This is a genomic window from Kribbella hippodromi (assembly GCF_039531045.1).
Taxonomy (GTDB): Bacteria; Actinomycetota; Actinomycetes; order Propionibacteriales; family Kribbellaceae; genus Kribbella; species Kribbella hippodromi.
Genome location: NZ_BAAAPH010000003.1, coordinates 187652 through 209942, shown reverse-complemented (window position 1 = coordinate 209942; position 22291 = coordinate 187652). Strand labels below are relative to the sequence as shown.

The window sequence follows — 22291 nt, the reverse complement described above, 5'->3', positions numbered from 1 at the left end:
GGCGCCCACCGCTCGGGTGAGATAGGCAGGGGCATGTCCCTTGTCCCGCCGAGCCCGTGTGGGGGAGCTACGTGAAGAAGCTGGTTGCAGCACTGTCCGCTGGTGCCCTGGTCCTGTCAGGTGCCAGTTCGACTGCCCTATCCACAGCAGTTGCCCGACCACAGGTCAAAGCACCGGACCGGACGCCCACAGCGATCGGGTACGGCGGTGCGGTCTCCTCGGTCGACCCGGATGCGACGAACATCGGCCTGGACGTCCTGCGCCGTGGCGGCAACGCTGTTGACGCGGCAGTCGCCACAGCGGCCGCACTGGGCGTCACCGAGCCGTACTCGGCCGGTGTCGGCGGTGGTGGCTACTTCGTGTACTACAACGCCAAGAAGCACAAGGTGTACACGATCGACGGCCGGGAGACCGCACCGGCGACGATGCCGTCGAACGCGTTCATGGACCCGAAGACCGGACAGCCGTACCCGTTCGCCCAGTTGGTGACATCCGGCGTGTCGATCGGTGTGCCAGGCACGCTGGCGACCTGGGACAGTGCACTGAAGCAGTGGGGCTCGCTGTCCTTGGGCGGAGCGCTGCAGCCTGCTGCCGCGCTGGCGGAGCGTGGTTTCGTCGTGGACCCGACGTTCCGCTTGCAGACGTTGGAGAACAAGGACCGGTTTGCGCAGGTCGTACCGACTGCCAAGCTGTTCTTGCCGAACGGTGATGCGCCACAGGTCGGCTCGCTGTTCAAGAACCCTGACCTGGCCGCTACGTACAAGCTGCTCGGCCAGCAGGGCCCGTCGGCGTTCTACCGCGGTCCGCTAGCCGGTGAGATGGCTGCGGCCGCTAAGAACCCACCGAAGACGCCTGGTGCGACGCTGCCGTTCTTCCCGGGGTACCTGCAGGCAAGCGACCTCGCCGCGTACAAGGCGATCGATCGCAAACCCACCAAGGTCCGCTACGACGGACTGGACGTGTACGGGATGCCGCCGTCGTCTTCCGGTGGAAGCACGGTCGGCGAGGCGCTGAACATCCTGCAGCCGCAGCACATCGACCGGATGTCCACCACGCAGGCACTGCACACGTACCTCGAGGCGTCCGCACTGGCCTTCGCGGACCGCGGCGCGTACGTCGGCGACCCGGCGTACGTTGACGTACCGCTGAAGGAACTGCTCTCGAAGGGATTCGGCGCGGAGCGGTCGTGCTTGATCGATCCGAAGCACGCGGCGACCAAGCCGGTGCCTGCTGGTTCACCGGACGGCAAGTACTCGCGCTGCGGGAAGGGCAGTGCGGTGGAGCAGCGGCCGGATACCGAGGGCCGTTCGACGACGCATCTGGTTGCCGCGGACAAGTGGGGCAACGTGGTGTCGTACACGCTGACCATCGAGCAGACCGGCGGGAGCGGGATCACCGTGCCGGGTCGTGGCTTCCTGCTGAACAACGAGCTGACCGACTTCTCGGCGGTGCCTGACCCGAAGGACCCGAACATCATCGAGGCCGGGAAGCGGCCGCGGTCCTCCATGTCGCCGACGATCGTGCTGCGCGGCAACAAGCCGTACCTCGCGCTCGGGTCGCCGGGTGGGTCGACGATCATCACGACGGTGCTGCAGACGTTGACGAACCGGCTTGATCGGGGCATGACGCTGCCGGCAGCCATCGCGGCACCGCGGGCGTCGCAGCGCAACACCGCGTCGGTGACGGCGGAGCAGGCGTTCATCGACAAGTACGGCGCGGCGTTGGGGAAGTACGGTCACACGTTCACACCGGCGGGTGCGCCGGGGAGCTCGGCGGCCGAGATCGGTGCGGTCGCGGCACTGGAGTTCTTGCCAGGTGGAGCAATCCTCGCCGCCGCCGAACCGGCCCGCCGGGGTGGGGGAGCAGCCGGCGTCGCTTTCACGCTGAAACCACCGCGCTGAGCCAGACGGAGCTCTTAGAGCGCGGTGATGATCGCGGCGACCAGGTCGACTCGTTCGGCCAGGGTCGCCGCGATCACCTGTTCGTGCACAGCGTGCGCGCCCTTCCCCACCGGCCCCAACCCGTCCAACGTCGGCACCCCAAGCCAACCCGTCAGATTGGTATCCGCGGCCCCCGACGCAGCCGCACCACCAACCGTCTGACCAACAGACCGCCCAGCCGCCGCGACCTGCACCAGCAGCGCGTCAGTCGCCGGCGACGGCTGCCAAGCCGGACGGTTCGACATCACCCGTACGTCAAGCTCAGCCCCCGTACGCACCGCCGTCAGCCCAGCAACCGCGTCCAGTACGGCCCGCTCTGTCTCCGGATCGACAAAGCGGAACCCGATGTCCGCCGCCGCCGATCCTGGTACGACATTCGTCCGCCCACCGCCCGTGATCGTGCCGACATTGCACAACACGTTGCCGTACCCCGCGACCAACTCCCGGACCGCGATCAACTGGTCGACGAGTTCATCAATCGCCGAGATCCCACTCGCCGGATCGAGCGCGGCATGCGCCTCGCGACCGGTGACCTCGATGCGAACCCGAGTACTGCCCCAGCGCGACGTCTTCAGATCCCCATTCGGATGCGGCGGTTCCAGACCGAACGCCGCGTACACCCCGGCCGACGCGGCGGTCACCAGTGCGCGCGCGGACGGCGAGCCGATCTCCTCGTCCGCGACCACGACAACGCGCACGGGCCGATGGTCACGCTCGGCGACCCGCTCCAGCGCGGTCTCGAGAATGACCAGCCCGCCCTTCATGTCGAACACGCCGGGACCGTGGATCACGCCGTCCGCCTCGCGCCACGGCATCGCGTCCGCGAGCTGCCCGACCGGCCAGACCGTGTCGTGGTGCGCGAGGAAGAGCAGCGGCGCATCGGCGGCCCGCGGCCCGCGCCCGGGGAAGTCCGCGACCAGGTGGTCGCCGGTTGGCGCCGCCTCCCGGCGGACGGTCGCGCCGAGCTCGGCGTACCGGGCCGCGAGCCGGTCCGCGAACGCGTTCAGCGCGGCCGCGTCGCCGGTCGGGGTCTCCGCGCCGACGTACTCCCGAAGTCGCTCGATGATCATGGATAGTCAACGTATCATCATCCGGCCGACGAATGGCCAGCGCTGAACAATGCGGATAGCATCAGGATATGAATCGTATCTCTGAGGTGAGCTTCCGCGCTGTCTCGCTCACCACGGCGTCCCGGTTCGCCGAGGCGTCCGAGCTGTACCGCGCGGTCTTCGGCTACCTCGACCCGGTGTACGGGCTGAATCCGCGGCTGCTCGGCGCGCTGGCGAGCAACGGCGGTTCGGTGGTCGGCATCCTCGACGAGAGCGATCAGCTGGTCGCATTCGCGTACGGCTTCTGTGGCACCGATCGGCGCGGGTTCTACCACTACTCGCAGTCCGCCGTGGTGGCCGCCGAGCAGCAGGGCCGCGGCCTCGGCCGGATGCTCAAGCACGCCCAGAAGGAAGTTGCCCTCAGCCACGGAATGTCCCGGATGCGCTGGACCTACGACCCGACGCAGATTCGGAACGCGCACTTCAACCTGGACGTGCTCGGCGCGCGCGGCCGCTGGTACGCCCCGGACATGTACGGTCCGGGCACCGACCGGGTCGTGGTCGAGTGGGACCTGACCCGCGAACAGCCCGCCGCGCTTGACGAAACGGCATTGACACAGTTGGTGGTACCAACCGATCCGGCTGAGCTCCGGAGTGCGTTCGAAGAGCTGCTGGGCCAGGGTTTGGCCGCGGTGTCCTGCCGGCGGCTCGCGGACGGGACCGGCGCCTACTACTTCGGGCCGGTCGACGATGCCTGACGATCCGCGCAACCGTGAGCTCGCGAGCCCGCAGGAGCGGTACGACGCCCGCCTGCAACGTCGTTCGTCGACCCTGCTGCAGCGCCGGGTGGTCGAGCAAGAGCGCGCCTCGATCGACGAGGCGCTGGATCAGATCCTGACCGACGAGTCGATCGCGCAGGCGGCGGCCCGGATCGTCGCGGCGCGCCGGCGTTTCATCATCGGCTCGGCCAAGTCGTACTCGTACGCGTCCTTGCTGGCGTTCGATCTGGGCGCCGGGCTGTCCCAGGTGACGCTGGTCGACGGGACCGTGGTGCGTGGCATCGACGTCCTCGCCGACGTCCGGGCGAACGATCTGATGGTCGCGTTCTCGTTCCGCCGCTATCGGCGGGACACCGTCGACATCGCGCGCCGATTCGTCGAAGCCGGTGGTGAATTGGTTGCGGTGACGGACTTCGAGGACGCCCCGCTGGCGAAGATCGCGGATCAGAGCATCTACGTGGCGACCGGCAGCGCGTCGTACGTCGACTCGCCGACCGTCGTCGCCTCGGTGCTGCACGTCCTCGCGACGTTGACGACCGCGAGCGCGAAGGGCGCGCGCCGGCGGCTGATCGAGCGGGACCGGTTGAACACGGAGCTGGGGATGTATGTCAACTGAACTGAAGATCGTCGCGGCCCGGCTGCACCGGGTGCGGATGCCGCTGGTGCACGCGTTCCAGACCAGCTCGCATCGCAAGGCGTTCCTGGATCACATCCTGGTCGAACTCGAGGACGCGTCCGGTGCGGTCGGCTGGGGCGAGATCGCGTCGTCCTCGGACCCGTACTACGCGCCCGAGACAGTCGAATCGTGCTGGCACATCGCCTCGCAGTACCTGCTGCCTGCCGTACTGGGCCGATCCTGGACTCATCCGGATCAGCTGCAGAGCGTGTGGTCGAAGGTACGCGGCAACTATTTTGCCAAGGCCGGTGTCGACATGGCGGCATGGGTACTTCATGCCGAAGCCGAATCGCTGCCGTTGGCAACAACCTTGGGCGGAACGCGTACCGAAGTGGTGGCCGGCGTTTCACTCGGTATCGAGCCGACGATCGACGCGTTGCTCGTCGAAGTGCAGCGCCAGGTTGACGCCGGGTACCCGCGGGTCAAGCTGAAGATCGCGCCGGGCTGGGACATCGAGCCGGTGCGGGCGGTGCGCGCCGCGTACCCGAAGCTCGATCTGCATGTCGATGCCAACGGCATCTATACCGCCGGGGACGTGAAGCACCTGCAACAGCTGGACGAGTTCGGGCTGACGATGATCGAGCAGCCGTTCGGTCCGCGGGAGCTGCTGCCTCATGCGGAGTTGCAGCGGACGATCCGTACGCCGGTCTGTCTTGACGAGAGCGTGGAGACGCTGGCCGAGCTGGAGACCGCGATCGCGCTAGAAGCGCTGCAGATCCTCAATATCAAGGTGTCCCGGATGGGCGGTCTGAGCGCGGCGCGCGCGGCGCACGATCGGGCGCAGGAGGCCGGGCTCGGGGTCTGGTGCGGGGGGATGCACGAGTTCGGTGTGGGCCGGCTGGCGAATGTCGCGCTCTCCAGTCTCACCGGGTTCACCCTCCCATCGGATGTGTCCGGCTCGGAGAAGTACTACGCCCGGGACGTCGTCGTACCCGCCGTGGTGGCGGTCGGGGGGATCGTTCAGGTGCCCACGGCAACCGGTCTCGGGGCTGTCGTGGACCGGGAGTGGATCAAGGCGCGGACGGTCGCCGAGCTGACTCTCCGAGACGTTGAGCTGACCCTCCGGCCAGAACAGGAGTGACTCGATGCGGATCGCACTCACCGGCGGCCTGATCGCCGACGGCACCGGCGCGGACCCGGTCCCCGGCACCGTACTGATCGACGACGACCGCATCAGCGGCGTACTTCCGGGTGCGGTTTCCGAAGACGTGCTCGCCGGAGCCGAGGTTATCGATGCCACAGGCAACATTGTCGCACCGGGATTCATCGATCTGCACTCGCACGCGGATTTCAGTCTCGGCTCGACTCCGGCCGCGGAAACCCAATTGGCGCAGGGCGTCACCACGCTCGTCACCGGCAACTGCGGCTGGTCGCCGTTCCCGGTCTCCGACCTGGAGACTCTGCGCGCCGGCACCGCGTTCCTCGACTCGCGGCTCGACTGGTCCTGGACCGACCTCACCGGCTTCGCTGCAACGTTGGAACCTGCTGTGAACGTGGCTCTCCAAGTCGGCCACTGCACCTTGCGGATCGCCGCGATGGGAAGCGCGCAACGCCGGCCGACGCCTGCGGAGCTGCGCCGGATGCAGGACCTGCTGCGTACGGCCGCCGACCAGGGCGCGGTCGGCTTCTCGACCGGACTGATCTACGCGCCCGGTGCATACGCGTCGCCGGAGGAGGTCGCCGCCTTGGTCGCGACCGCTGCCGAATGCGGACTGTTGTACTCGACGCACATCCGCAACGAAGGCGCCGGCCTGCTCGCCGCGCTGGACGAGGCGATCACGGCGGCACGTGCGGGCGGCGCGCGGCTGGAGATCTCGCATCTCAAAGCAGTCGGCAAGGCAAATCATGGTTTGGCCGCCGCCGCGCTGGAACAGCTCGGCACGGTCGATGACGTCGATCTCGGGTGGGACGCGTACCCGTACACCGCGACCAGCACGACCCTGACCACCCGCCTGCCGACCTGGGCGCTGGCCGGCGGCGCGCTGCTCGACCGGCTCGGAGACTCGGCCGAGCGCGCCCGGATCGCCTCGGCGCTCCGTGCCGACACGCTGCTCTCGCCGGACTCGGTGGTGATCGCGTCGCTGCCGCCCGGACGGTACCAGGACAGTCGCGGGCTCAGCCTGGCCGAGATTGCCCGCGCTGACGGCGTGGACGCCGCCGAGATAGTGCTCCGGATTCTGGAGAATCATGAGGCCGCGGTCAGCGTGGTCAATCACGCGATGCGCGAGGAGGACGTGGCGGCGGTCCTCGAAGATCCGCGGACAGCGGTTGCCAGTGACGGCTGGATCCTGGCCGCGAGCGGGCCGGGGCATCCGCATCCGCGCAACTTCGGTACGTTTCCGCGCGTGCTCGGCCGGTACGCGCGGGATCTTGGCGTACTGAGTCTGGGGGATGCGGTTCGGCGGATGACCGCGCTTCCGGCGTCCCGGCTCGGGTTTGCCGATCGTGGGGTGATCAAGGCGGGTGCGATCGCGGATGTGGTGGTGTTCGATCCGGGGCGGGTCGCGGACAGGTCTACGTACGCGGATCCTTGGCAGTTGTCGGTGGGGGTCGAGCACGTTTTGGTGGCTGGTCAGCGGGTGCTGACGGACGGCGTACCGACTGGGCTGCGGCCGGGCCGGGTTATCGCTTGAAGCGCTTCGGGGCGGTTGGGAGTGGGGGAGGAGCGTTGACCGGCTCGTCGGCCTCGGTTTCGAGCCAGCCGTCGTGTTGTGCGATCAGCCTTTCGGCTCGTACCTGATCGACGTCGTGGAGCAGCACGGTCCACGGGTGGTCCTCGTCGTCGTCCTCGCCGTGGAAGCGCCCCCGCCGTACCTCGCCGCCCAGTTCCGCGGCGACGGCGTCCGCATCCTCCTGCTCCCAGAAGTAGGCGATCAACTCCATGCGCACACCGTACGCTGTGCCTATGAGCGAGCGGAGCGAGTTCATCATCGAACACTGTGTACCTTGTGCCTCATCCGCGCCCGGAGCGAAGCGAGGACGTGGATGAGTCTGTTTCCCTGGTTGAAGGGGCATGGGACGGAGAACGACTTCGTGATCCTGCCCGACCCGGACGGTTCGGTGCACGGCGAGCTGGACGCGTCGCTGGTGCGGTTCCTCTGCGACCGGCACGCGGGCCTCGGCGCCGACGGTGTGCTGCGGGTCATCCAGGGCGGCAAACAGGCGTACGTCGAGGATGGCGGCGACTGGTTCATGGACTACCGGAACGCGGACGGTTCGATCGCCGAGATGTGCGGCAACGGGGTGCGGGTCTTCGTGAAGTACCTCGCCGACGCGGGGCTGATCGACGGCAAACCGGTCCGGGTCGGTACGCGCGCCGGGATCAAGGAAGTCGCCCAGAACGACGACGGCTCACTGACCGTCGACATGGGCGAGCCGGCGCTGCCCGGTCCGGCCGGGATCGTGGTCGAGGCCAACGGTCACCAGTGGCCGGCCGTACACGTCGACATGGGGAACCCGCATGCGGTCGCGTTCGTCGACAGCCTGGACGAGCCGGGCAACCTGTGCGATCAGCCGACCTGGTCACCGGACGAGGCGTTTCCGCACGGCGTGAACGTGGAGTTCGTCGTCCGGCGCGGTCCGCGGGATGTGCAGATGCGGGTTCACGAACGTGGTTCCGGCGAGACGCGGTCGTGTGGGACCGGTACGTGCGCGGTGACGGTCGCGGCGGCGCGGGCGGCCCGGGACGAGTTGCCGGTGACGTATCGCGTGGGGGTTCCGGGCGGTGAAGTGCAGGTGACCTGGCGTACGGACAACCACCTGGAGCTGACCGGGCCTGCCGTACTGCACGCGCGGGGTGAGTTCGATCGAGCGTGGCTGGGAATCCGTTGATGGCCCAGGGCGTTGACGTACGTAAACGGGTCGCTTGTACTTGAGGCCCGTGCCACCATGGAAGGTATATGACGACCCAATCACATGCTTACGACGAGACCACCGACGTCGAAACCGACCTCATCGAGGGCGATGACTCCGGCGCTTCGTTGACGGGTCACGACACGTACGCCGCCGAACAGACCACCGAAGGCCTCGAGCTGGAAGAGCGCCAGGCGCTCCGCCGGATCGTCGGCATGTCGACCGAGCTGACCGACATCAGCGAGGTCGAGTACCGCAAGCTGCTGCTCGAGCGGGTGCTGCTGGTCGGCGTCTGGACCGAGGGCAGCGCCGAAGACGCGGAGAACTCGCTGGCCGAGCTGAAGCTGCTCGCCGAGACCGCCGGTTCCGAGGTCCTGGACGGCGTCATCCAGCGCCGGAAGAAGCCGGACCCGGCGACCTTCATCGGCTCCGGAAAGGTCACCGACCTGCGCAACCTGGTCGCGTCGCTCGGCGCCGACACGGTGATCGCGGACGGCGAGCTGGCGCCCGCGCAACTGCGTAACCTCGAGGACCGCCTCAAGGTGAAGGTGGTCGACCGGACCGCGCTGATCCTGGACATCTTCGCGCAGCACGCGAAGAGCAAGGAAGGCAAGGCGCAGGTCGAGCTGGCCCAGCTGCAGTACATGAAGCAGCGGCTGCGTGGTTGGGGTGGGAACCTGTCCCGCCAGGCCGGTGGCCGGGTCGGTGCGGCCGGTGGCGGTATCGGTGGCCGTGGTCCCGGTGAAACCAAGATCGAGACTGACCGGCGCCGGATCAACACCAAGATCTCCAAGCTCCGCCGCGAGCTGAAGGCGATGAAGAGCACCCGCTCGACCATGCGCCAGGAACGCCGCCGGAACGCGGTTCCGTCAGTGGCGATCGCCGGGTACACCAACGCCGGCAAGTCGTCCCTGCTGAACCGGATCACCGGTGCCGGCGTGCTGGTCGAGGACGCGCTGTTCGCGACCCTGGACCCGACCACCCGGCGGACCACGACCGCGGACGGCCGCGTGTACACGCTGACCGACACCGTCGGTTTCGTCCGGCACCTGCCGCACGACATCGTCGAGGCGTTCCGTTCCACGCTGGAGGAGGTCGCGGACGCGGACCTGCTGCTGCACGTGGTCGACGGTTCACACCCCGACCCGATGGCGCAGATCCAGGCCGTCCGCGAGGTACTGGCCGAGATCGAGGCGAGTGACGTCCCCGAGATCATCGTGATCAACAAGGCCGACGCCGCCGACCCGCTCGCACTGGCCCCGATCCTGCACCGCGAGCCGACCGCGATCGTCGTCTCGGCCCGCACCGGCGAAGGCATCGACAAGCTCCGCGAACTGCTCGAGGGCGCCCTGCCGCAGCCGCACGTGGCGCTGGACGTCCTGCTGCCGTACGAGCGCGGCGACCTGGTCTCCCGGATCCACTCCGAAGGCGCCGTCGACCAACTCGAACACACGGCCGAAGGCACCCGCATCACCGCCCACGTCCACCCCGACCTAGCCGGCGACCTGACCCCCTACCAGGTAGCTACCGCCCAGTAATCACCTCCGCCGCCCTGTTCAGCGGCGGCTCGACTGTACGTATGTGGCCACTGCTCCCGTCCGCCAGCCGTAATCCCGCTCGCGCGCTCTTGCAGTGGACGTATACGTACTGTCGAGCTGTCGACTGAGTAGAAGTGCTCACGCCGCCCCGGGCCGGTCCTTGGCAGACTGTCCCGGGTGGAGCGTGATGACGTCGACCTGTTGCAGCCGTTGTGGCGGGCGCTGGTCGCGTTCCGCGCGATCACCTGGGCGTTCGCCTGCGTCGGCGTCTGGACGCGCTGGACCGGCATCGCCCACCCGTCGGGCGCGGTCGCCCAAATGGCGGTGATGGGAGTCTGGACCCTGATCTCGTCCTACGGCTACAGCCGCCGCTGGGGCCGCCGGAACACCCGCCTCGCACTCGCCGATCTCGTCATCACGGCCGCCTGCATGTACGCCACCCTCTGGGCCCAGCCCCTCCTCGACATCCGCGCCGGCGCCTCCGTACTCACCTCAGTCTGGGCAGCCGGCCCGGTCCTCGCGCTGGCGATCGCCCGCGGCCGCGACGGCGGCCTGGTCGGCGCGGCAACGATCAGTCTCGCCCTCCTGTCCCTGCGCGGCCTCGAACATCCATCCAAGATCCTCAGCAACGTGCAGCTGCTCCTGGTAGCCGGTCTGGTCGTCGGGTACGCGGCGACGACCATGCGCCAAGCAGGCGCGCGCTTGCGCGAGGCGATCGCCACCGAGAGCGCGACCGCGGAGCGCCTGCGCTTGAGCCGTTCGATCCACGACGGCGTACTCCAAGTACTCGCCCAGGTCCAACGCCGCGGCACCGCGATCGGCGGCGAAGCAACCGAACTCGCCGCCCTCGCCGCCGAACAGGAAGTTGCCCTACGCACCCTGATGTCGACCCGCCCAGCCGTTGCCGAAGACAACCAGGTCGACCTGTGCAGCCTGTTGTTGCCGTTGGCCACGACCCGGGTCGACGTCGTCGTACCCGCCACCCAGGTCCTGCTGCCCGCATCCACCGCTCTCGAACTGGTTGCCGCGGTCAAGGAAGCCCTGAGCAACGTCTCGAAGCACGCCGGCCCGGACGCGCGGAGCTGGGTGACCGTCGAGGACATCGGCGCGGAGATCGTACTGTCGGTCCGCGACGACGGAGTCGGTACAACACCCGCCCGCCTCGAACAGGCCCACACCGACGGCCACCTCGGCGCCAGCCAGTCCATCCGCGGCCGCATCACGGACCTCGGCGGCACCGTCACCGTACGCACCGCACCCGGCGAAGGAACCGAATGGGAACTGGTGATCAGCAGATGACCCGCGTCATGATCGTCGACGACCACCCCATGTGGCGCGAAGGCGTAGCCCGAGACCTCACCACCCGCGGCTACGACGTCTGCGCAACCGCCGCCGACGCCCCGAGCGCCGTCAAAATAGCCCTCGCCACCCAGCCCGACGTCATCATCATGGACCTCCAGCTGGGCACAGGTTCAGGTGTGGAAGCGACCCGCGAGATCACGGCCGCACTGCCCGACACCCGCGTCCTCGTACTGTCCGCCAGCGCCGAACAAGAAGACGTACTGGCCGCCGTCAAGAACGGCGCCTCCGGCTACCTGGTCAAATCCGCCTCCCTGGACGAGTTCGACGACGCCGTCCGCCGCACCGCCGAAGGCGACGCCGTCTTCACCCCAGGCCTCGCCGGCCTCCTCCTCGGCGAATACCACCGCCTAGGCCCCGGCCCCGAAGTCCCCCACCTCACCACCCGCGAAACCGAAATCCTCCGCCTGGTAGCCCGAGGCCTGACCGCCAAACAAATAGCCACCCGCCTCGTCCTCTCCCACCGCACAGTAGAAAACCACGTCCAAAACACCCTCCGAAAACTCCAACTCCACAACAGAGCCGAACTGGTCCGCTATGCCATAGAAAACGGCCTGGACACAACCAACTAGCTACTTCGACCGCGCGCGTACGGGTAACCCCTCGCGAGCTCCTCGACCGCTCCCTTCGTCGCTCCGCTCCTCAACGCGCCCCCTCCGCCCGCTACCCACCGACCCCGGCTAAGCGCCGGAACACCCTTCCCAGCTATCGCTGGATCTTCCCGGCTGCCGCGGGATCTTCTGGCTGTCGCCGGGGTCCTCCGGGCTGTCGCCGGATCTTCCGGCTCGCGCCAGGTGCTGCGGGCTGCCACCCGCGGTTCCGCGCTCATCGCGCGGGCGACCACCAACCCAACGCCCGCGACCAGCGAACTGAGGTGACCCGTACCCCTCGCGTGCTCCGCGCGTTACCCACCCCCGGCCCAGCGTCGGAGCATCCTCTGCAGCTATCGCATGGTCTTCCGGCTGCCGCCGGGAGTTGCGAGTCGACGTGTGATTGATGTTCAGCGGGTGGGAGTGATGGTTCCGACTAGCCAGAGTTGGGTGGCTGTTGGGCAGGATTGGGTTGTCCAGGTGGGGTTGATGGTGGTTGCGCCGCCGCCGCCGATGGTGAGGGGTGTGCCGGAGCGTGCTACGACATGGTCATCCGCGTCCAGGATCTTGAAGGAGTCGGGGGTTCCCTGGATGGAATAGGTGCGGGGCCAGATCAGGGTGATCTTGCCGTTGGCTGCCTGGACGCAGCCGTTTGGGTCGGTTGTCAGGGTGGTGGTCAGAGCGGCTTCTGCTCCGCTTGGGCTGGCTGAGTCCGACCTGACGATCCGCGGGGTGGCACCGGTTGCTATCACGGTTGCGGGTGGCGCGCTGCTGGCTGTTGGGGGTTGGTTGTGGGTGAGGTGCAGCGACCAGGTGCAGCCGGCTAAAGCTGTGGCAGTGGCGAGGGCTGCTCCTCCTGCAGCCAATCGCCTGCTGCGGATAACAAGGTTGAGCTGCGCCTTGGGCGGAGTGTAGGTGCGTCTGCTGCGGTTGTCCGTCATCAGGTGGTCTCCTCGGAGATGCTGAGGTTCACAACGAGCTGGGTGGCGTGTACGTGCAGCCAGGCTCGGCAGGCTTTGCAGTCACGGGCAGGTCCTTGGAGTACGCCACTTGCGTTCTAGACGAACAACCAGGCCGCAGCGTTGGGGGGAGGAGCTACGCGACCGGCGGAGTCTTGTCGGTGGCTGGGGGTGTAGTGGGCTGGAGGACGCCGGTGTGGTGGAGATGGGATCGGGCGGCGGCGATTGCCTCTGGCGTACTGGGGAAGACATGCCCGGCGAGGCGGAGGTTGTTGATGGCGTCGAGGGCGTCGAGGGTGCGGTGATGGCCGGGGCGGATGCCGGACATGAAGACGGTGATGCCGCGATGCTGGAGTTTCTCGATGGCGTCTTTGAGGACGAGTGCGCCGCTGGCGTCGATCGCGCTGACGACTGACATGCGCAGGATGACAATCGAGACATTCGCGACCTCGGACAGTTCCAGCAGGAACCGGTGCGCCGCGAACAGCAGCGGCCCGTCGATCCGGTACGCGACGATGTGCTCGTCCAGCAGCTCCCGCTCTTCCGCCGAATGATCGCCAGGCAGGTCGGGGTGAAGTGGCATCTGCCGAATGCGGGCACTCCGGGCGACGGCTCGGAGCGCGAGCGCTCCGGCGACGACAAGACCGAGGAGTACGGCCTTGACCAGGTCCAGCGCGAGGGTAGCGACCGCGGTGAGGGTCAGGACGATCGCGTCTGATCGGGTGGCGCGGGTCATGGCGCGAATGGAGCCGACCTCCACCATCCGTACCGAGGTGGCGAGCAGGACCCCGGCGAGTGCCGCGAGCGGGATCTTCCCGACCAGGGGCGCCGCGGTGTAGATGATCGCGGCGAGCAGAGCGGCGTGGACCAGCGCGGCAAGGCGCGAACCTGCACCGGAACGTACGTTGACCGCGGTCCGGGCGATCGCCCCGGTGGCAGGTACGCCTCCGAACAGCGGTGTGATGAGGTTGGCCAGACCTTGGCCGAACAGTTCGCGGTCCGGGTCGTGCCGGTGGTTGACTCCCATGCCGTCGGCAACGGCCGCGGACAGCAGCGACTCCAGCGCGGCGAGCGCCGCCACCGCCAGCGCCGCGCCGGTCAGCGACCCGAGCGTCGCGGGATCGATGAACGACAAGGAGGGCGCGGCGAGGCCGGTGGGCAGTGCTCCGATCCTGGTGACGTTCAGACCGGCGACTTCGACGACAACGGCCGCGGCCGCGACGGCGAGGATCGAGAAGGGTACGACCGGCCGCAGCCGACCGCCGACGAGGATGCTCGCCGCGACGACGACGGCGATCATGACGGCGGTCCAGTCCGGGTGCGCCGCGAAACTGGCGATCGAGCGGGCCGCGACGACGATGATCTGGTCGCCGTCCGGTGTCGCGACGCCGAGCGCGGCGGGGAGTTGCTGCAGGCCGATGACGCAGGCGATACCAAGCGTGAAGCCTTCAACGACAGACGCGGGTACGAATGCCATGTAGCGCCCGGCGCGGGCGTACGCCAGGCCGATCAGGATGACGCCGGCCATCAGACCGACCGCGAGCACGCCGGCGGCGCCGTGTACATGCGTGATCGGTACGAGCACAACGGTCATCGCGCCGGTCGGCCCGGACACCTGCAGGCCGGAGCCGCCGAAGACCGCCGCGAGCGCACCGGCCACCACCGCCGTGGTGAGCCCGGCTGCCGCGCCGAGTCCGGACGAGATGCCGAATCCGAGTGCTAGCGGAAGCGCGACGATCGCCACGGTGAGCCCGGCGATCAGGTCGCGGCGGGGCTGATGCAGCATCGCGGCGAGATCGGTACGTGCGGGAAGCAGTGACCGCGTCCGTTGCCAGCCGCCGAACCCGGCACTCACCGATTGGCCGACTCGGCGTCACGCAGTTCGGCGAGCAGTTCGCTTTGGCCCGTCAGTAGTTCGGTCAGGATCCGGCGCGCGATCCGCAGCAGTTCGGCGACGTCGCCGCCCGCGAGCTCGTACACCACGGTCGATCCCTCACGCCGCGAGGTCACGATGCCGTACCTGCGCAGGACCGCCAGCTGCTGGGACAGACTGGACGGTTCGATGCCGATCTCGGCCAGCAGGTCGCGTACTGGTCGCGGGCCGTCTTGGAGCAGCTCCAGTACGCGGATCCGGACCGGATGACCCAGCAGCCTGAAGAACTCCGCCTTGGCCTGGTACAGCGGGACCGGCGCCGTCATCGGTCCAGGTCCGCGGCAAGCTCACTTGTCTCCACCAGCACTCCTGCCCTCGATGCAACCCCGTCAGCTTGATGATGTAGTGAATTGAAGAATTCTGCAAGTCGTGAATCAGCTGGTGGCACAGTTGGCCGGCTACGGGTCGAAAGTACGGGTGCGAACAGGTCTTTCGGTCGGTGTTGGGCGGTTGCGATCGGTGAGAGGGTCGGGGCTATGGCATCTCGATTCTCCTTGTACAGAAGGGCGTTCGCGCTCCGGTGCGTACTGGTCGCTCTTGCCGTGCTCGTTTCCGGTACGGTCGCCGTGTCCAGCAGCTCGGCGGTGGAGCGCGCTACGCCGTACCTGCCCGCGCCGACTGGACCGCATCCGGTCGGCACCACGTCGCTGTATCTCAAGGACGCGTCGCGCCCGGATCCGTGGGTTCCATCGGCCGGGGCGCGGGAGCTGATGGTTTCGCTCTGGTATCCAGCTCGGTTGCCCGGTGCGCGCGTCGCGCCGTACATGACAGCCAAGGAGTCCGAGCTGCTGCTGAAGAGCGCGGGGATCACGACCGTCCCGTTGGACATTTTGAGCAAGACGCGCACCCACGCGTACGCCGATGCGCGCGCGGCCGGACGGCGCCTTCCGCTGGTGGTGTTGTCGCCGGGGTTCAACTGGCCGCGGAGTTCGCTGACCGCGCTGGCCGAGGACCTCGCGAGTTGGGGGTACGTGGTGGCGGCAATCGACCATGCCTACGAGAACGCGGCCATGACCTTCCCGGACGGGCGAGTCGTGGGATGTACGGCCTGCGATTTCCAGGACCTGCCCAACTTCGAGCAAACCGTCATCGAGGGCCGCGCCCGCGACGTCTCCTTCGTACTCGGCGAACTGACCGCTCCACGCGCTAGCCGAGCCGATCGAAGCTGGCGGTCGTTGCTCGGGCCGGCGTTGATTGATCGGTCCCGGATCGCGATGGCCGGGATGTCGATCGGTGGTGCGAGCGTCGGCGAGACGATGCTGATCGATCCGCGCGTACGGGCTGGGATCAACCTGGACGGGACCATGTTCAAGGACCTGCCGGCGAGCGGCCTGTCGCGCCCGTTCCTGATGCTCGGCCAGAACGCGCCCGATCCCAGCTGGGACCGCAACTGGCAACACCTGACCGGCTGGAAACGACGCCTCGCGGTCACCGGCGCGGTGCACGCATCCTTCACCGACTACGACACGCTGACCCAGCAGATCAACGTCGACCTCGGGAGCCAGCTTCCTGGGGCTCGTTCACTGGACATCACCCGCGCGTACGTACGCGCCTTCTTCGACCTGACCCTGCGCGGCAAACCACAACCCCTGCTGAACCACCCATCCCGACGGTTCCCCGAGGTCACGTTCCCCCGACGCGTTCGCGCTCAAGTGCACTACCCGCCCAACCCACACCTCCAGTCCACCTGCATATCACCTCCAGCCCACAACACATCACTGCACCGTCCCAGGAGCCTTTCTGGCGCTATTCCAGGAAAAGGCTCCACCGACACCTCGATCAGGCGCGGCCCGGTGCCGGACCTAGGGGCGAGTTCGCTGGAGTGCTTTAGCGAGGACTGCGCGGATGCGGGCGGGGTCGGCTTCTTCGTCGTCCAGGAGGATGGCCGTGCACAGGCCGTCTGACAGGGCGACGACGGCTTGGACCGCATCCGGGTCGTCGGTCTGCGTCCGGGCAAGCTCCGCGACGTTGTCTCGCCAGCGTCGCGCTATCGGGCGCAGGGCGGGGCGGCGGGCCGCCAAGGTCGACAGTTCCCGCTCGGCAAGCGCCCGCTCCCGGCCCGGGCCGGCGGATTCGGCGATCAGCTGGGCGAGACCGTCGAGCGGCTCGTCGTCGGCCTCGATGAGCTCGCGGATACGGCGGGTGTACTCGTCCGTGACGCTGGTCAGGGCGGCGACGAGCAGATCATCCAGGGTGGCGAAGTAGTACAGGGTCAGACTGGTGGTGATTCCCGCTTCCTTGGCGACAGTGCGGTGGGTGACCCCGGTGGCGCCGTCCCGGTGAACGATCGCAAGCGTCGCCTCAATGATCTGCAACCGACGCCGCTCACCGCGCAACCTGCGCCCATCACCACCGTCCCGCGCACCAGCGTGCTGTGAACCAGTGTCCTGCGTACCAGCGTGCTTTGCGCCAGCGTGCTTTGCGCCAGAGTCCTTTGCACCAGGGTGCTTTGTGTCAGAGTCCTTGGCGTCTTGCTTGGCAAGGTCGTGTTTGGCTGTCATCTTCCTGCTCACCGGTCGTCGCCGCTCGTGCTGGTCGAGGCTACCGGCTCTGTCACACGGTCGGCGTCGCCGAGCGGCCGAAGGTGTCGCAGCGTTGTAAAGCAGGTCAGCGCCGCAGCCAGTACGCCGATGCCGGCCACCACAGCGGCGGTGTTGAGTCCACTGGTGAACGCAACTCGTGCATGCTCGAGAGCCGGCGCGGGCAACTGATGCGCGAGCGACGCGGCTCCGGAGAGGCTGTCACGGTAGGCATCGGCCGCAGCCGCGGACAGCCTGGCCGGGGCCTCGGCCTTGCCCCGGTAGATCACGGTGGTGAGGCTGCCCAGGAGCGCGACTCCTGCCGCGATACCGAGTTCTTGAACGGTTTCCGAGAGCGCGGCCGCCGATCCGGACTTCTCTGCCGGCGCCGCTCCCACAACGATATCGGTACCGAGTGCGGCGATGACCCCAAGCCCGAGGTAAACGAAGGCGAACCCAGCGACCACGCTCACCTTGCTGTCGGTCCCCGCGAGCGCGAGCAGCACGTACCCAGACAGCGACAACGCCAAAGCGCCCGACATGACCACACCAGGTGCCACCCGACCAGCCAGGAGCGGCGCTCCAATAGCTCCGATCAGCATGGCCAGCGCGGGCGGCCCCATCCACAGCCCGGCTGTCGTAGGCGACAGGCCCTCAACAAGCTGCAGGTACTGAGTGACCAGGAACATCACGCCGCCAAACCCGGCCAGGCCGATCAGCAAGACGGACAGCGCCGCGGAGAACGTCCGGCTCGCGAAGAGTTTCACGTCCAGCAGCGGTTCGCTGAGACGCAATTGGCGACGTACGAACGCGACCGCGGCGCCGCCACCGACGAGCAGGGCGGCGGAGGCCTGGAGATCGACGCCGTGGGCGGCCGCATGCTTGATCGCGTAGACGATCGGCAGCAACGCGGCGAGCGACAGTGCGGCGCTCGGCAGATCGATACGGCCGGCCGGCGTCCGATACTCCGGCAGCAGCGCCGGCGCACCAGCCAGTACCAGCACCGCGACCGGCACGGCGATCAGGAAGACCGCACCCCACCAGAAACCCGCAACCAGCGCCCCACCCACGACCGGCCCGGCAGCCATCCCCAGCGCGAACATCGTTGCCCACACGCCAATCGCCAACGCCCGCTGCCGAACGTCGGTGAACATGTTGCTGATCAACGACAACGTCGAGGGCATCAACGTCGCGCCGGCCACCCCGAGCAGCGCCCGCGCCACGATCAACCACAGCGCACTCGGCGCGAAGGCCGCAAACACCGAGGCTGCCGCGAACGCCGTCACCCCGATCATCAGCAACCGCCGGCGCCCGACCCGATCGCCCAGCGTCCCCATCGTGATCAGAAATCCCGCAATGAAGAAGCCGTAGGCATCCATGATCCAGAGCATCTCGGCAGCACTCGGATTCAGCTCGGCGGCCAAGCTCGGCGCGACCAGATAAAGCGCCGTCACATCCAGCCCCAGCAACAACGTCGGCAACGCCAACAACCCAAGCCCACCCCACTCCCGCCACCCAGCCCGCCGTCCCATGCCCACCGCCCTCACCACAAATAGTTGAACGAAAGTACTATTTGTACCATAGTTCAAGTTGTTGCACGCTGCGATCAGCCCTCCACCATCCGGGCGCCCGCCCAGCCGACCTGTGATGACGGGTTCACGCTGCTCCATGCCGCTGCTGCACGCTGCTCCATGCCGTTGACTCCACGCTGCTCCCTGCCGTTGACTCCACGCTGCTGCGTGTCTTGAACTCCACGGGTTCGGTGTTGTGAACTCCAGGCGGCCCGTGTTGTGAGCCCCCGGCGTAGCGAGCGGGCTCCGCCCGTGCGCGCTGTCCGTGACCACGGCGCCAGCTGGAAATGTTTGCCGCCGGCAATGTTCTTCCGCTGCTGTCTGGTTATCCACCGATGTTGTGGGTTCTCCACTGTTGTAAGGGCGGATAACCCACAAGACGGGTGGATAAGCCGTCGTCGACGGCAAGAGCGTGGGTAACGATGCAGAGATGCTGCAGTTCGCCGTGGACCGCGCCGTACGGGGAGGGGCAGTGTCAGCTGGAAACGCTCATGCCGGAACGGTCCTCCTCGGCTGGTTGGTTTCCCGACCTGAGTAAGCCCTCACCCCCTGACCCGCTCGGGGGTTGGCCCCTAAAATGGAGGGTTGCACCACGAAAATCCCAGGGGCCAACCCTCCACTTGAGGGGGCAACCTAGTGGATAAGGCCAGCGAAGAGGCAGTACGAGGAGCGCTAGCGTCCTCCGGCGACACCACGAGGCGTCAGGTGAAGGCCGGGCTCTCCGGCGGCACCGGGAACGTCCGGCGAGTGCGGTGGTCCACGCGGTAGCGACAGCCCGGGAACTGTGGCGCTACTCCGGAGCCCGGCGGTGCCCCGGAGCCCGGGCGGTCCCCCCGGACAGTAGCCCACAGCCACCGGCCGCGGATCACGTTGACGGCCAAGCGCTCGGGCGGTACGCCCGGACCTCGGGCGGTAGCCGGGAAGGGGTGTGCAGCGCTGAGCTGGGGGTGGGTGGGGCGGGCGTAGCGGGTGGGTTGAGGAGTGGAGTGACGAAGGTAGCGCCTGCGGAGCGCGCGAGGGCGGTTCGAAGCACAGTCCCCATCACCGTCAGTACACCCCACCCCTGCGACCCCGTCGCTTGTGCGGTTGTGGGGGTACCGGTTGAATGGCCTCCGTACACTGTGCGTTCCACATGTCTGTGGATGCTCTCTGTCACGACACCCATACGCTGGGTGCCCACCTCCGGAGGATCTTCGGTGAACCGGTCGTCCCTTGTCCGTGCTCTGCTCGCGCTTCTGGTGCTCGCCGCGTCGACGTACGTCACGTTGACCGCGAAACCCCAACTTGGTCTCGACCTGCGTGGGGGGACGCAGATCGTCTTGGAGGCGAAGGATTCGCCGACGGTGAAGGCGACCAAGGAGACCACCGACAAGGCGACCCAGGTGCTGCACCGGCGGATCGACGCGCTCGGAGTGAGCGAGCCGAACGTCACCCGCCAAGGTGAGAACCGGATCATCGTCGAGCTGCCGGGTGTGCAGGATCCGCGCGAAGCCGCGAAGGTGATCGGCAAGACCGCGCAGCTCACCTTCCACGAGGTCCTCGACCAGGTCGCGACCAAACCGGCCAAACCCGCGGCGGGGGAGACGTACCTCGCGCCCGAGGGTGGTCAGGGGTTCCTGCGGCTGGCGAAGCCGGCGATGACCGGTGAGCTGGTCAGCAGCGCCGACGGCCTGCTCGATCCGCAGCAGGTCGCGCAGGGCTGGTTCGTGGAGATGAAGTTCAAGGGCGACGGCGGCAAGATCTGGGCGAACATCACCGGCAAGGCGGCCTGTCAGCCGGTCGGTACGCCGCAGCGGCTGATCGCGATCGTGCTCGACAACGAGGTGATCAGCTCGCCGCAGGTCGATCCGAACGGTGGCAATCAGCTCTGCAACATCGGTATCGCCGGCGGTTCGACGACGATCTCCGGGTCGTTCGACGAGGCGGGCGCGAAGGATCTGGCCGCGCTGATCTCGGGTGGCGCGCTGCCGGTGCCGGTCGAGGTGATCGATCAGCGTACGGTCGGCCCGTCGCTCGGCCAGGACGCGATCCAGGCCAGTGCGCTGGCCGCGATCATCGGTCTCGCGCTGACCGCGCTGTTCATCATCATGGTCTACCGCCTGGTCGGCCTGATGGCGGTACTCGGCCTGATCGGGTACGCCGCGATGTCGTACGCCGCGCTGACCGCCCTGGGAGCGACCCTCACCTTGCCTGGCCTGGCCGGCTTCGTGCTGGCGATCGGGATGGCGGTGGACGCGAACGTCCTTGTCTTCGAGCGTGCCCGCGAGGACTACATCGCCGGGCGTACGGACGGACTGCGCCGCTCCCTGCGCAGCGGCTTCCAGAACGCACTGTCCGCGATCGCCGACTCGAACATCACCACGATCCTCGCCGCCGGCCTGCTGTTCTTCCTGGCCGCCGGTCCGGTCCGCGGCTTCGGCGTCACGCTGTCGATCGGTGTGATCGCGTCAATGCTGTCCGCGCTGGTCGTGACCCGGGTGCTGGCGGAGTTCGCGGTGTCACGTGGTTTCGTCCTGCGTCGCCCGAAGTTGAGCGGGATCGCCGGCCACGGGCGGGTCCGGATCTGGCTGGAGTCGCGGCAGCCGGCGTTGATGAAGCACAGCCGGCGCTGGCTGGTGATCACGGCGGTGGCGATCATCGTCAGCGTCGCGGGCGTCGCCGTACGCGGGCTGAACCTCGGGATCGAGTTCACCGGCGGCCGGCTGCTCGAGGTGAGTACGGCGCAGTCGATCACGCCGGACCAGGCCCGCGCCGCGGTCGCCGAGGCCGGGTACCCGACCGCCGTCGTGCAAGCGTCCGGCACCGACGACATCACCGTACGGACCGGGACGATCAGTGATGACGAGGCGGAGAAGATCCGCGAATCGCTGTCCCGGATCGGCGGCGACACCGACGTACTGCGGAACGAGAGCATCGGCCCGTCGCTCGGTGAGGAGCTCCGCAACAAGGGCCTGATCGCACTCGGAATCGCACTCTTGGCCCAATTGGCGTACTTGGCCGCGCGCTTCCGCTGGACGTTCGGCGCCGGCGCGGTCCTGGCACTACTGCAGAACGTCGCGGTCGTGGTCGGCGTGTTCGCCTGGACCGGGAAGCCGATCGACGGCATCTTCCTGGCCGCGGTCCTGACCATCATCGGTTACACGGTGAACGACTCGGTGGTCGTCTTCGACCGGATCCGCGAGACCCGGAACGCCCGGGCCACCGACGGGCTCGGCAAGATCATCGACACGGCGATCGTGAACGTACTGCCACGGACCATCAACACCGGGATCTCGACGCTGTTCATCCTCAGCGCGCTGCTGTTCCTGGGCGGCGACTCGCTGTCCGACTTCGCGCTCGCGCTGCTGCTCGGCATCGTCGTCGGCACCTACTCGTCGAACCTGACCGCGGCGCCGCTGCTGCTCGAGCTGGAACGCCGTTTCCCGGCGCCGCCGCCCCGCCCGAAGCGCGCCCAGGTCGACCGCGACGCCCAACCCGACCGGGGTGCGGTCGTCTAGTCCGCCGAGTTATCCACACCCTCGCCCGC

Annotated in this window: 18 protein-coding genes; 11 read left to right on the top strand and 7 right to left on the bottom strand. The window is 68.0% G+C overall.

The window, feature by feature from the left end:
- Nucleotides 1–71: 71 nt before the first annotated feature.
- Nucleotides 72–1901: a gamma-glutamyltransferase gene (gene ggt / locus ABD260_RS05830; RefSeq protein ID WP_344232296.1), complete on the top strand. Its 1830-nt coding sequence runs from the start codon at nt 72–74 to the stop codon at nt 1899–1901.
- 14 nt (nt 1902–1915) lie between these two features.
- Here ggt and ABD260_RS05825 read toward each other — a convergent pair whose 3' ends face one another.
- The gene (locus tag ABD260_RS05825; RefSeq protein ID WP_344232295.1) at nt 1916–3010 is read right to left on the bottom strand and encodes a M20/M25/M40 family metallo-hydrolase; all 1095 of its coding nucleotides are present in this window, start codon (nt 3008–3010) and stop codon (nt 1916–1918) included.
- 68 nt (nt 3011–3078) lie between these two features.
- On the opposite strand from ABD260_RS05825, the gene ABD260_RS05820 reads away from it, so the two are divergent.
- The 4 genes from ABD260_RS05820 to ABD260_RS05805 are packed head-to-tail and all read left to right on the top strand — an operon-like array spanning nt 3079 to nt 7077.
- A complete protein-coding gene (locus tag ABD260_RS05820) occupies nt 3079–3747 on the top strand; it encodes a GNAT family N-acetyltransferase (protein WP_344232294.1) in 669 nt (222 codons plus the stop codon).
- Complete coding sequence (locus tag ABD260_RS05815) at nt 3740–4384, top strand: MurR/RpiR family transcriptional regulator (RefSeq protein WP_344232293.1); 645 nt, start codon at nt 3740–3742, stop codon at nt 4382–4384. Before ABD260_RS05820 ends, ABD260_RS05815 begins: the two co-directional genes overlap by 8 nt.
- The gene (gene menC / locus ABD260_RS05810; RefSeq protein WP_344232292.1) at nt 4374–5525 is read left to right on the top strand and encodes an o-succinylbenzoate synthase; all 1152 of its coding nucleotides are present in this window, start codon (nt 4374–4376) and stop codon (nt 5523–5525) included. The genes ABD260_RS05815 and menC overlap by 11 nt, the downstream gene beginning before the upstream one ends.
- 4 nt (nt 5526–5529) lie before the next feature.
- Complete coding sequence (locus ABD260_RS05805; RefSeq protein WP_344232291.1) at nt 5530–7077, top strand: N-acyl-D-amino-acid deacylase family protein; 1548 nt, start codon at nt 5530–5532, stop codon at nt 7075–7077.
- On the opposite strand, the gene ABD260_RS05800 is transcribed toward ABD260_RS05805, so the two are convergent.
- A complete protein-coding gene (locus ABD260_RS05800; RefSeq protein ID WP_344232290.1) occupies nt 7067–7327 on the bottom strand; it encodes a hypothetical protein in 261 nt (86 codons plus the stop codon). The genes ABD260_RS05805 and ABD260_RS05800 overlap by 11 nt on opposite strands.
- 108 nt (nt 7328–7435) lie before the next feature.
- Between ABD260_RS05800 and dapF the strand changes: the two genes are divergently transcribed.
- The 4 genes from dapF (at nt 7436) to ABD260_RS05780 (ending at nt 11765) form a co-directional block, all read left to right on the top strand.
- Nucleotides 7436–8275: a diaminopimelate epimerase gene (dapF, locus tag ABD260_RS05795; protein WP_425553295.1), complete on the top strand. Its 840-nt coding sequence runs from the start codon at nt 7436–7438 to the stop codon at nt 8273–8275.
- 68 nt (nt 8276–8343) lie between these two features.
- Nucleotides 8344–9834: a GTPase HflX gene (hflX, locus tag ABD260_RS05790; protein ID WP_344232288.1), complete on the top strand. Its 1491-nt coding sequence runs from the start codon at nt 8344–8346 to the stop codon at nt 9832–9834.
- 177 nt (nt 9835–10011) lie between these two features.
- Entirely contained in the window at nt 10012–11133 is a 1122-nt protein-coding gene (gene macS / locus ABD260_RS05785; RefSeq protein WP_344232287.1) for a MacS family sensor histidine kinase, read from the top strand.
- Nucleotides 11130–11765: a response regulator gene (locus ABD260_RS05780; RefSeq protein ID WP_344232499.1), complete on the top strand. Its 636-nt coding sequence runs from the start codon at nt 11130–11132 to the stop codon at nt 11763–11765. The genes macS and ABD260_RS05780 overlap by 4 nt, the downstream gene beginning before the upstream one ends.
- A gap of 428 nt (nt 11766–12193) precedes the next feature.
- Here the strand turns inward: ABD260_RS05780 and ABD260_RS05775 are convergent, their stop codons facing one another.
- From ABD260_RS05775 to ABD260_RS05765, 3 genes are all read right to left on the bottom strand, one after another.
- Complete coding sequence (locus tag ABD260_RS05775; protein WP_344232286.1) at nt 12194–12724, bottom strand: hypothetical protein; 531 nt, start codon at nt 12722–12724, stop codon at nt 12194–12196.
- A 154-nt stretch (nt 12725–12878) separates the two neighbouring features.
- The gene (locus ABD260_RS05770; RefSeq protein ID WP_344232285.1) at nt 12879–14597 is read right to left on the bottom strand and encodes a SulP family inorganic anion transporter; all 1719 of its coding nucleotides are present in this window, start codon (nt 14595–14597) and stop codon (nt 12879–12881) included.
- Nucleotides 14594–14941: an ArsR/SmtB family transcription factor gene (locus ABD260_RS05765; protein ID WP_344232284.1), complete on the bottom strand. Its 348-nt coding sequence runs from the start codon at nt 14939–14941 to the stop codon at nt 14594–14596. Before ABD260_RS05765 ends, ABD260_RS05770 begins: the two co-directional genes overlap by 4 nt.
- Before the next feature lie 210 nt (nt 14942–15151).
- On the opposite strand from ABD260_RS05765, the gene ABD260_RS05760 reads away from it, so the two are divergent.
- Nucleotides 15152–16579 (top strand): alpha/beta hydrolase family protein, encoded by a 1428-nt coding sequence (locus ABD260_RS05760; RefSeq protein ID WP_344232283.1) that lies wholly within the window; start codon nt 15152–15154, stop codon nt 16577–16579.
- Here the strand turns inward: ABD260_RS05760 and ABD260_RS05755 are convergent.
- Complete coding sequence (locus ABD260_RS05755; protein WP_344232282.1) at nt 16478–16990, bottom strand: TetR/AcrR family transcriptional regulator; 513 nt, start codon at nt 16988–16990, stop codon at nt 16478–16480. The genes ABD260_RS05760 and ABD260_RS05755 overlap by 102 nt on opposite strands.
- Before the next feature lie 194 nt (nt 16991–17184).
- Entirely contained in the window at nt 17185–18675 is a 1491-nt protein-coding gene (locus ABD260_RS05750) for an MFS transporter (RefSeq protein ID WP_344232281.1), read from the bottom strand.
- A 1286-nt stretch (nt 18676–19961) separates the two neighbouring features.
- Here ABD260_RS05750 and secD point away from each other — a divergent pair.
- Nucleotides 19962–22262, top strand: coding sequence for a protein translocase subunit SecD (gene secD, locus ABD260_RS05745; protein WP_344232280.1), 2301 nt, complete (start codon nt 19962–19964; stop codon nt 22260–22262).
- The last annotated feature ends 29 nt before the right edge of the window (nt 22263–22291 follow it).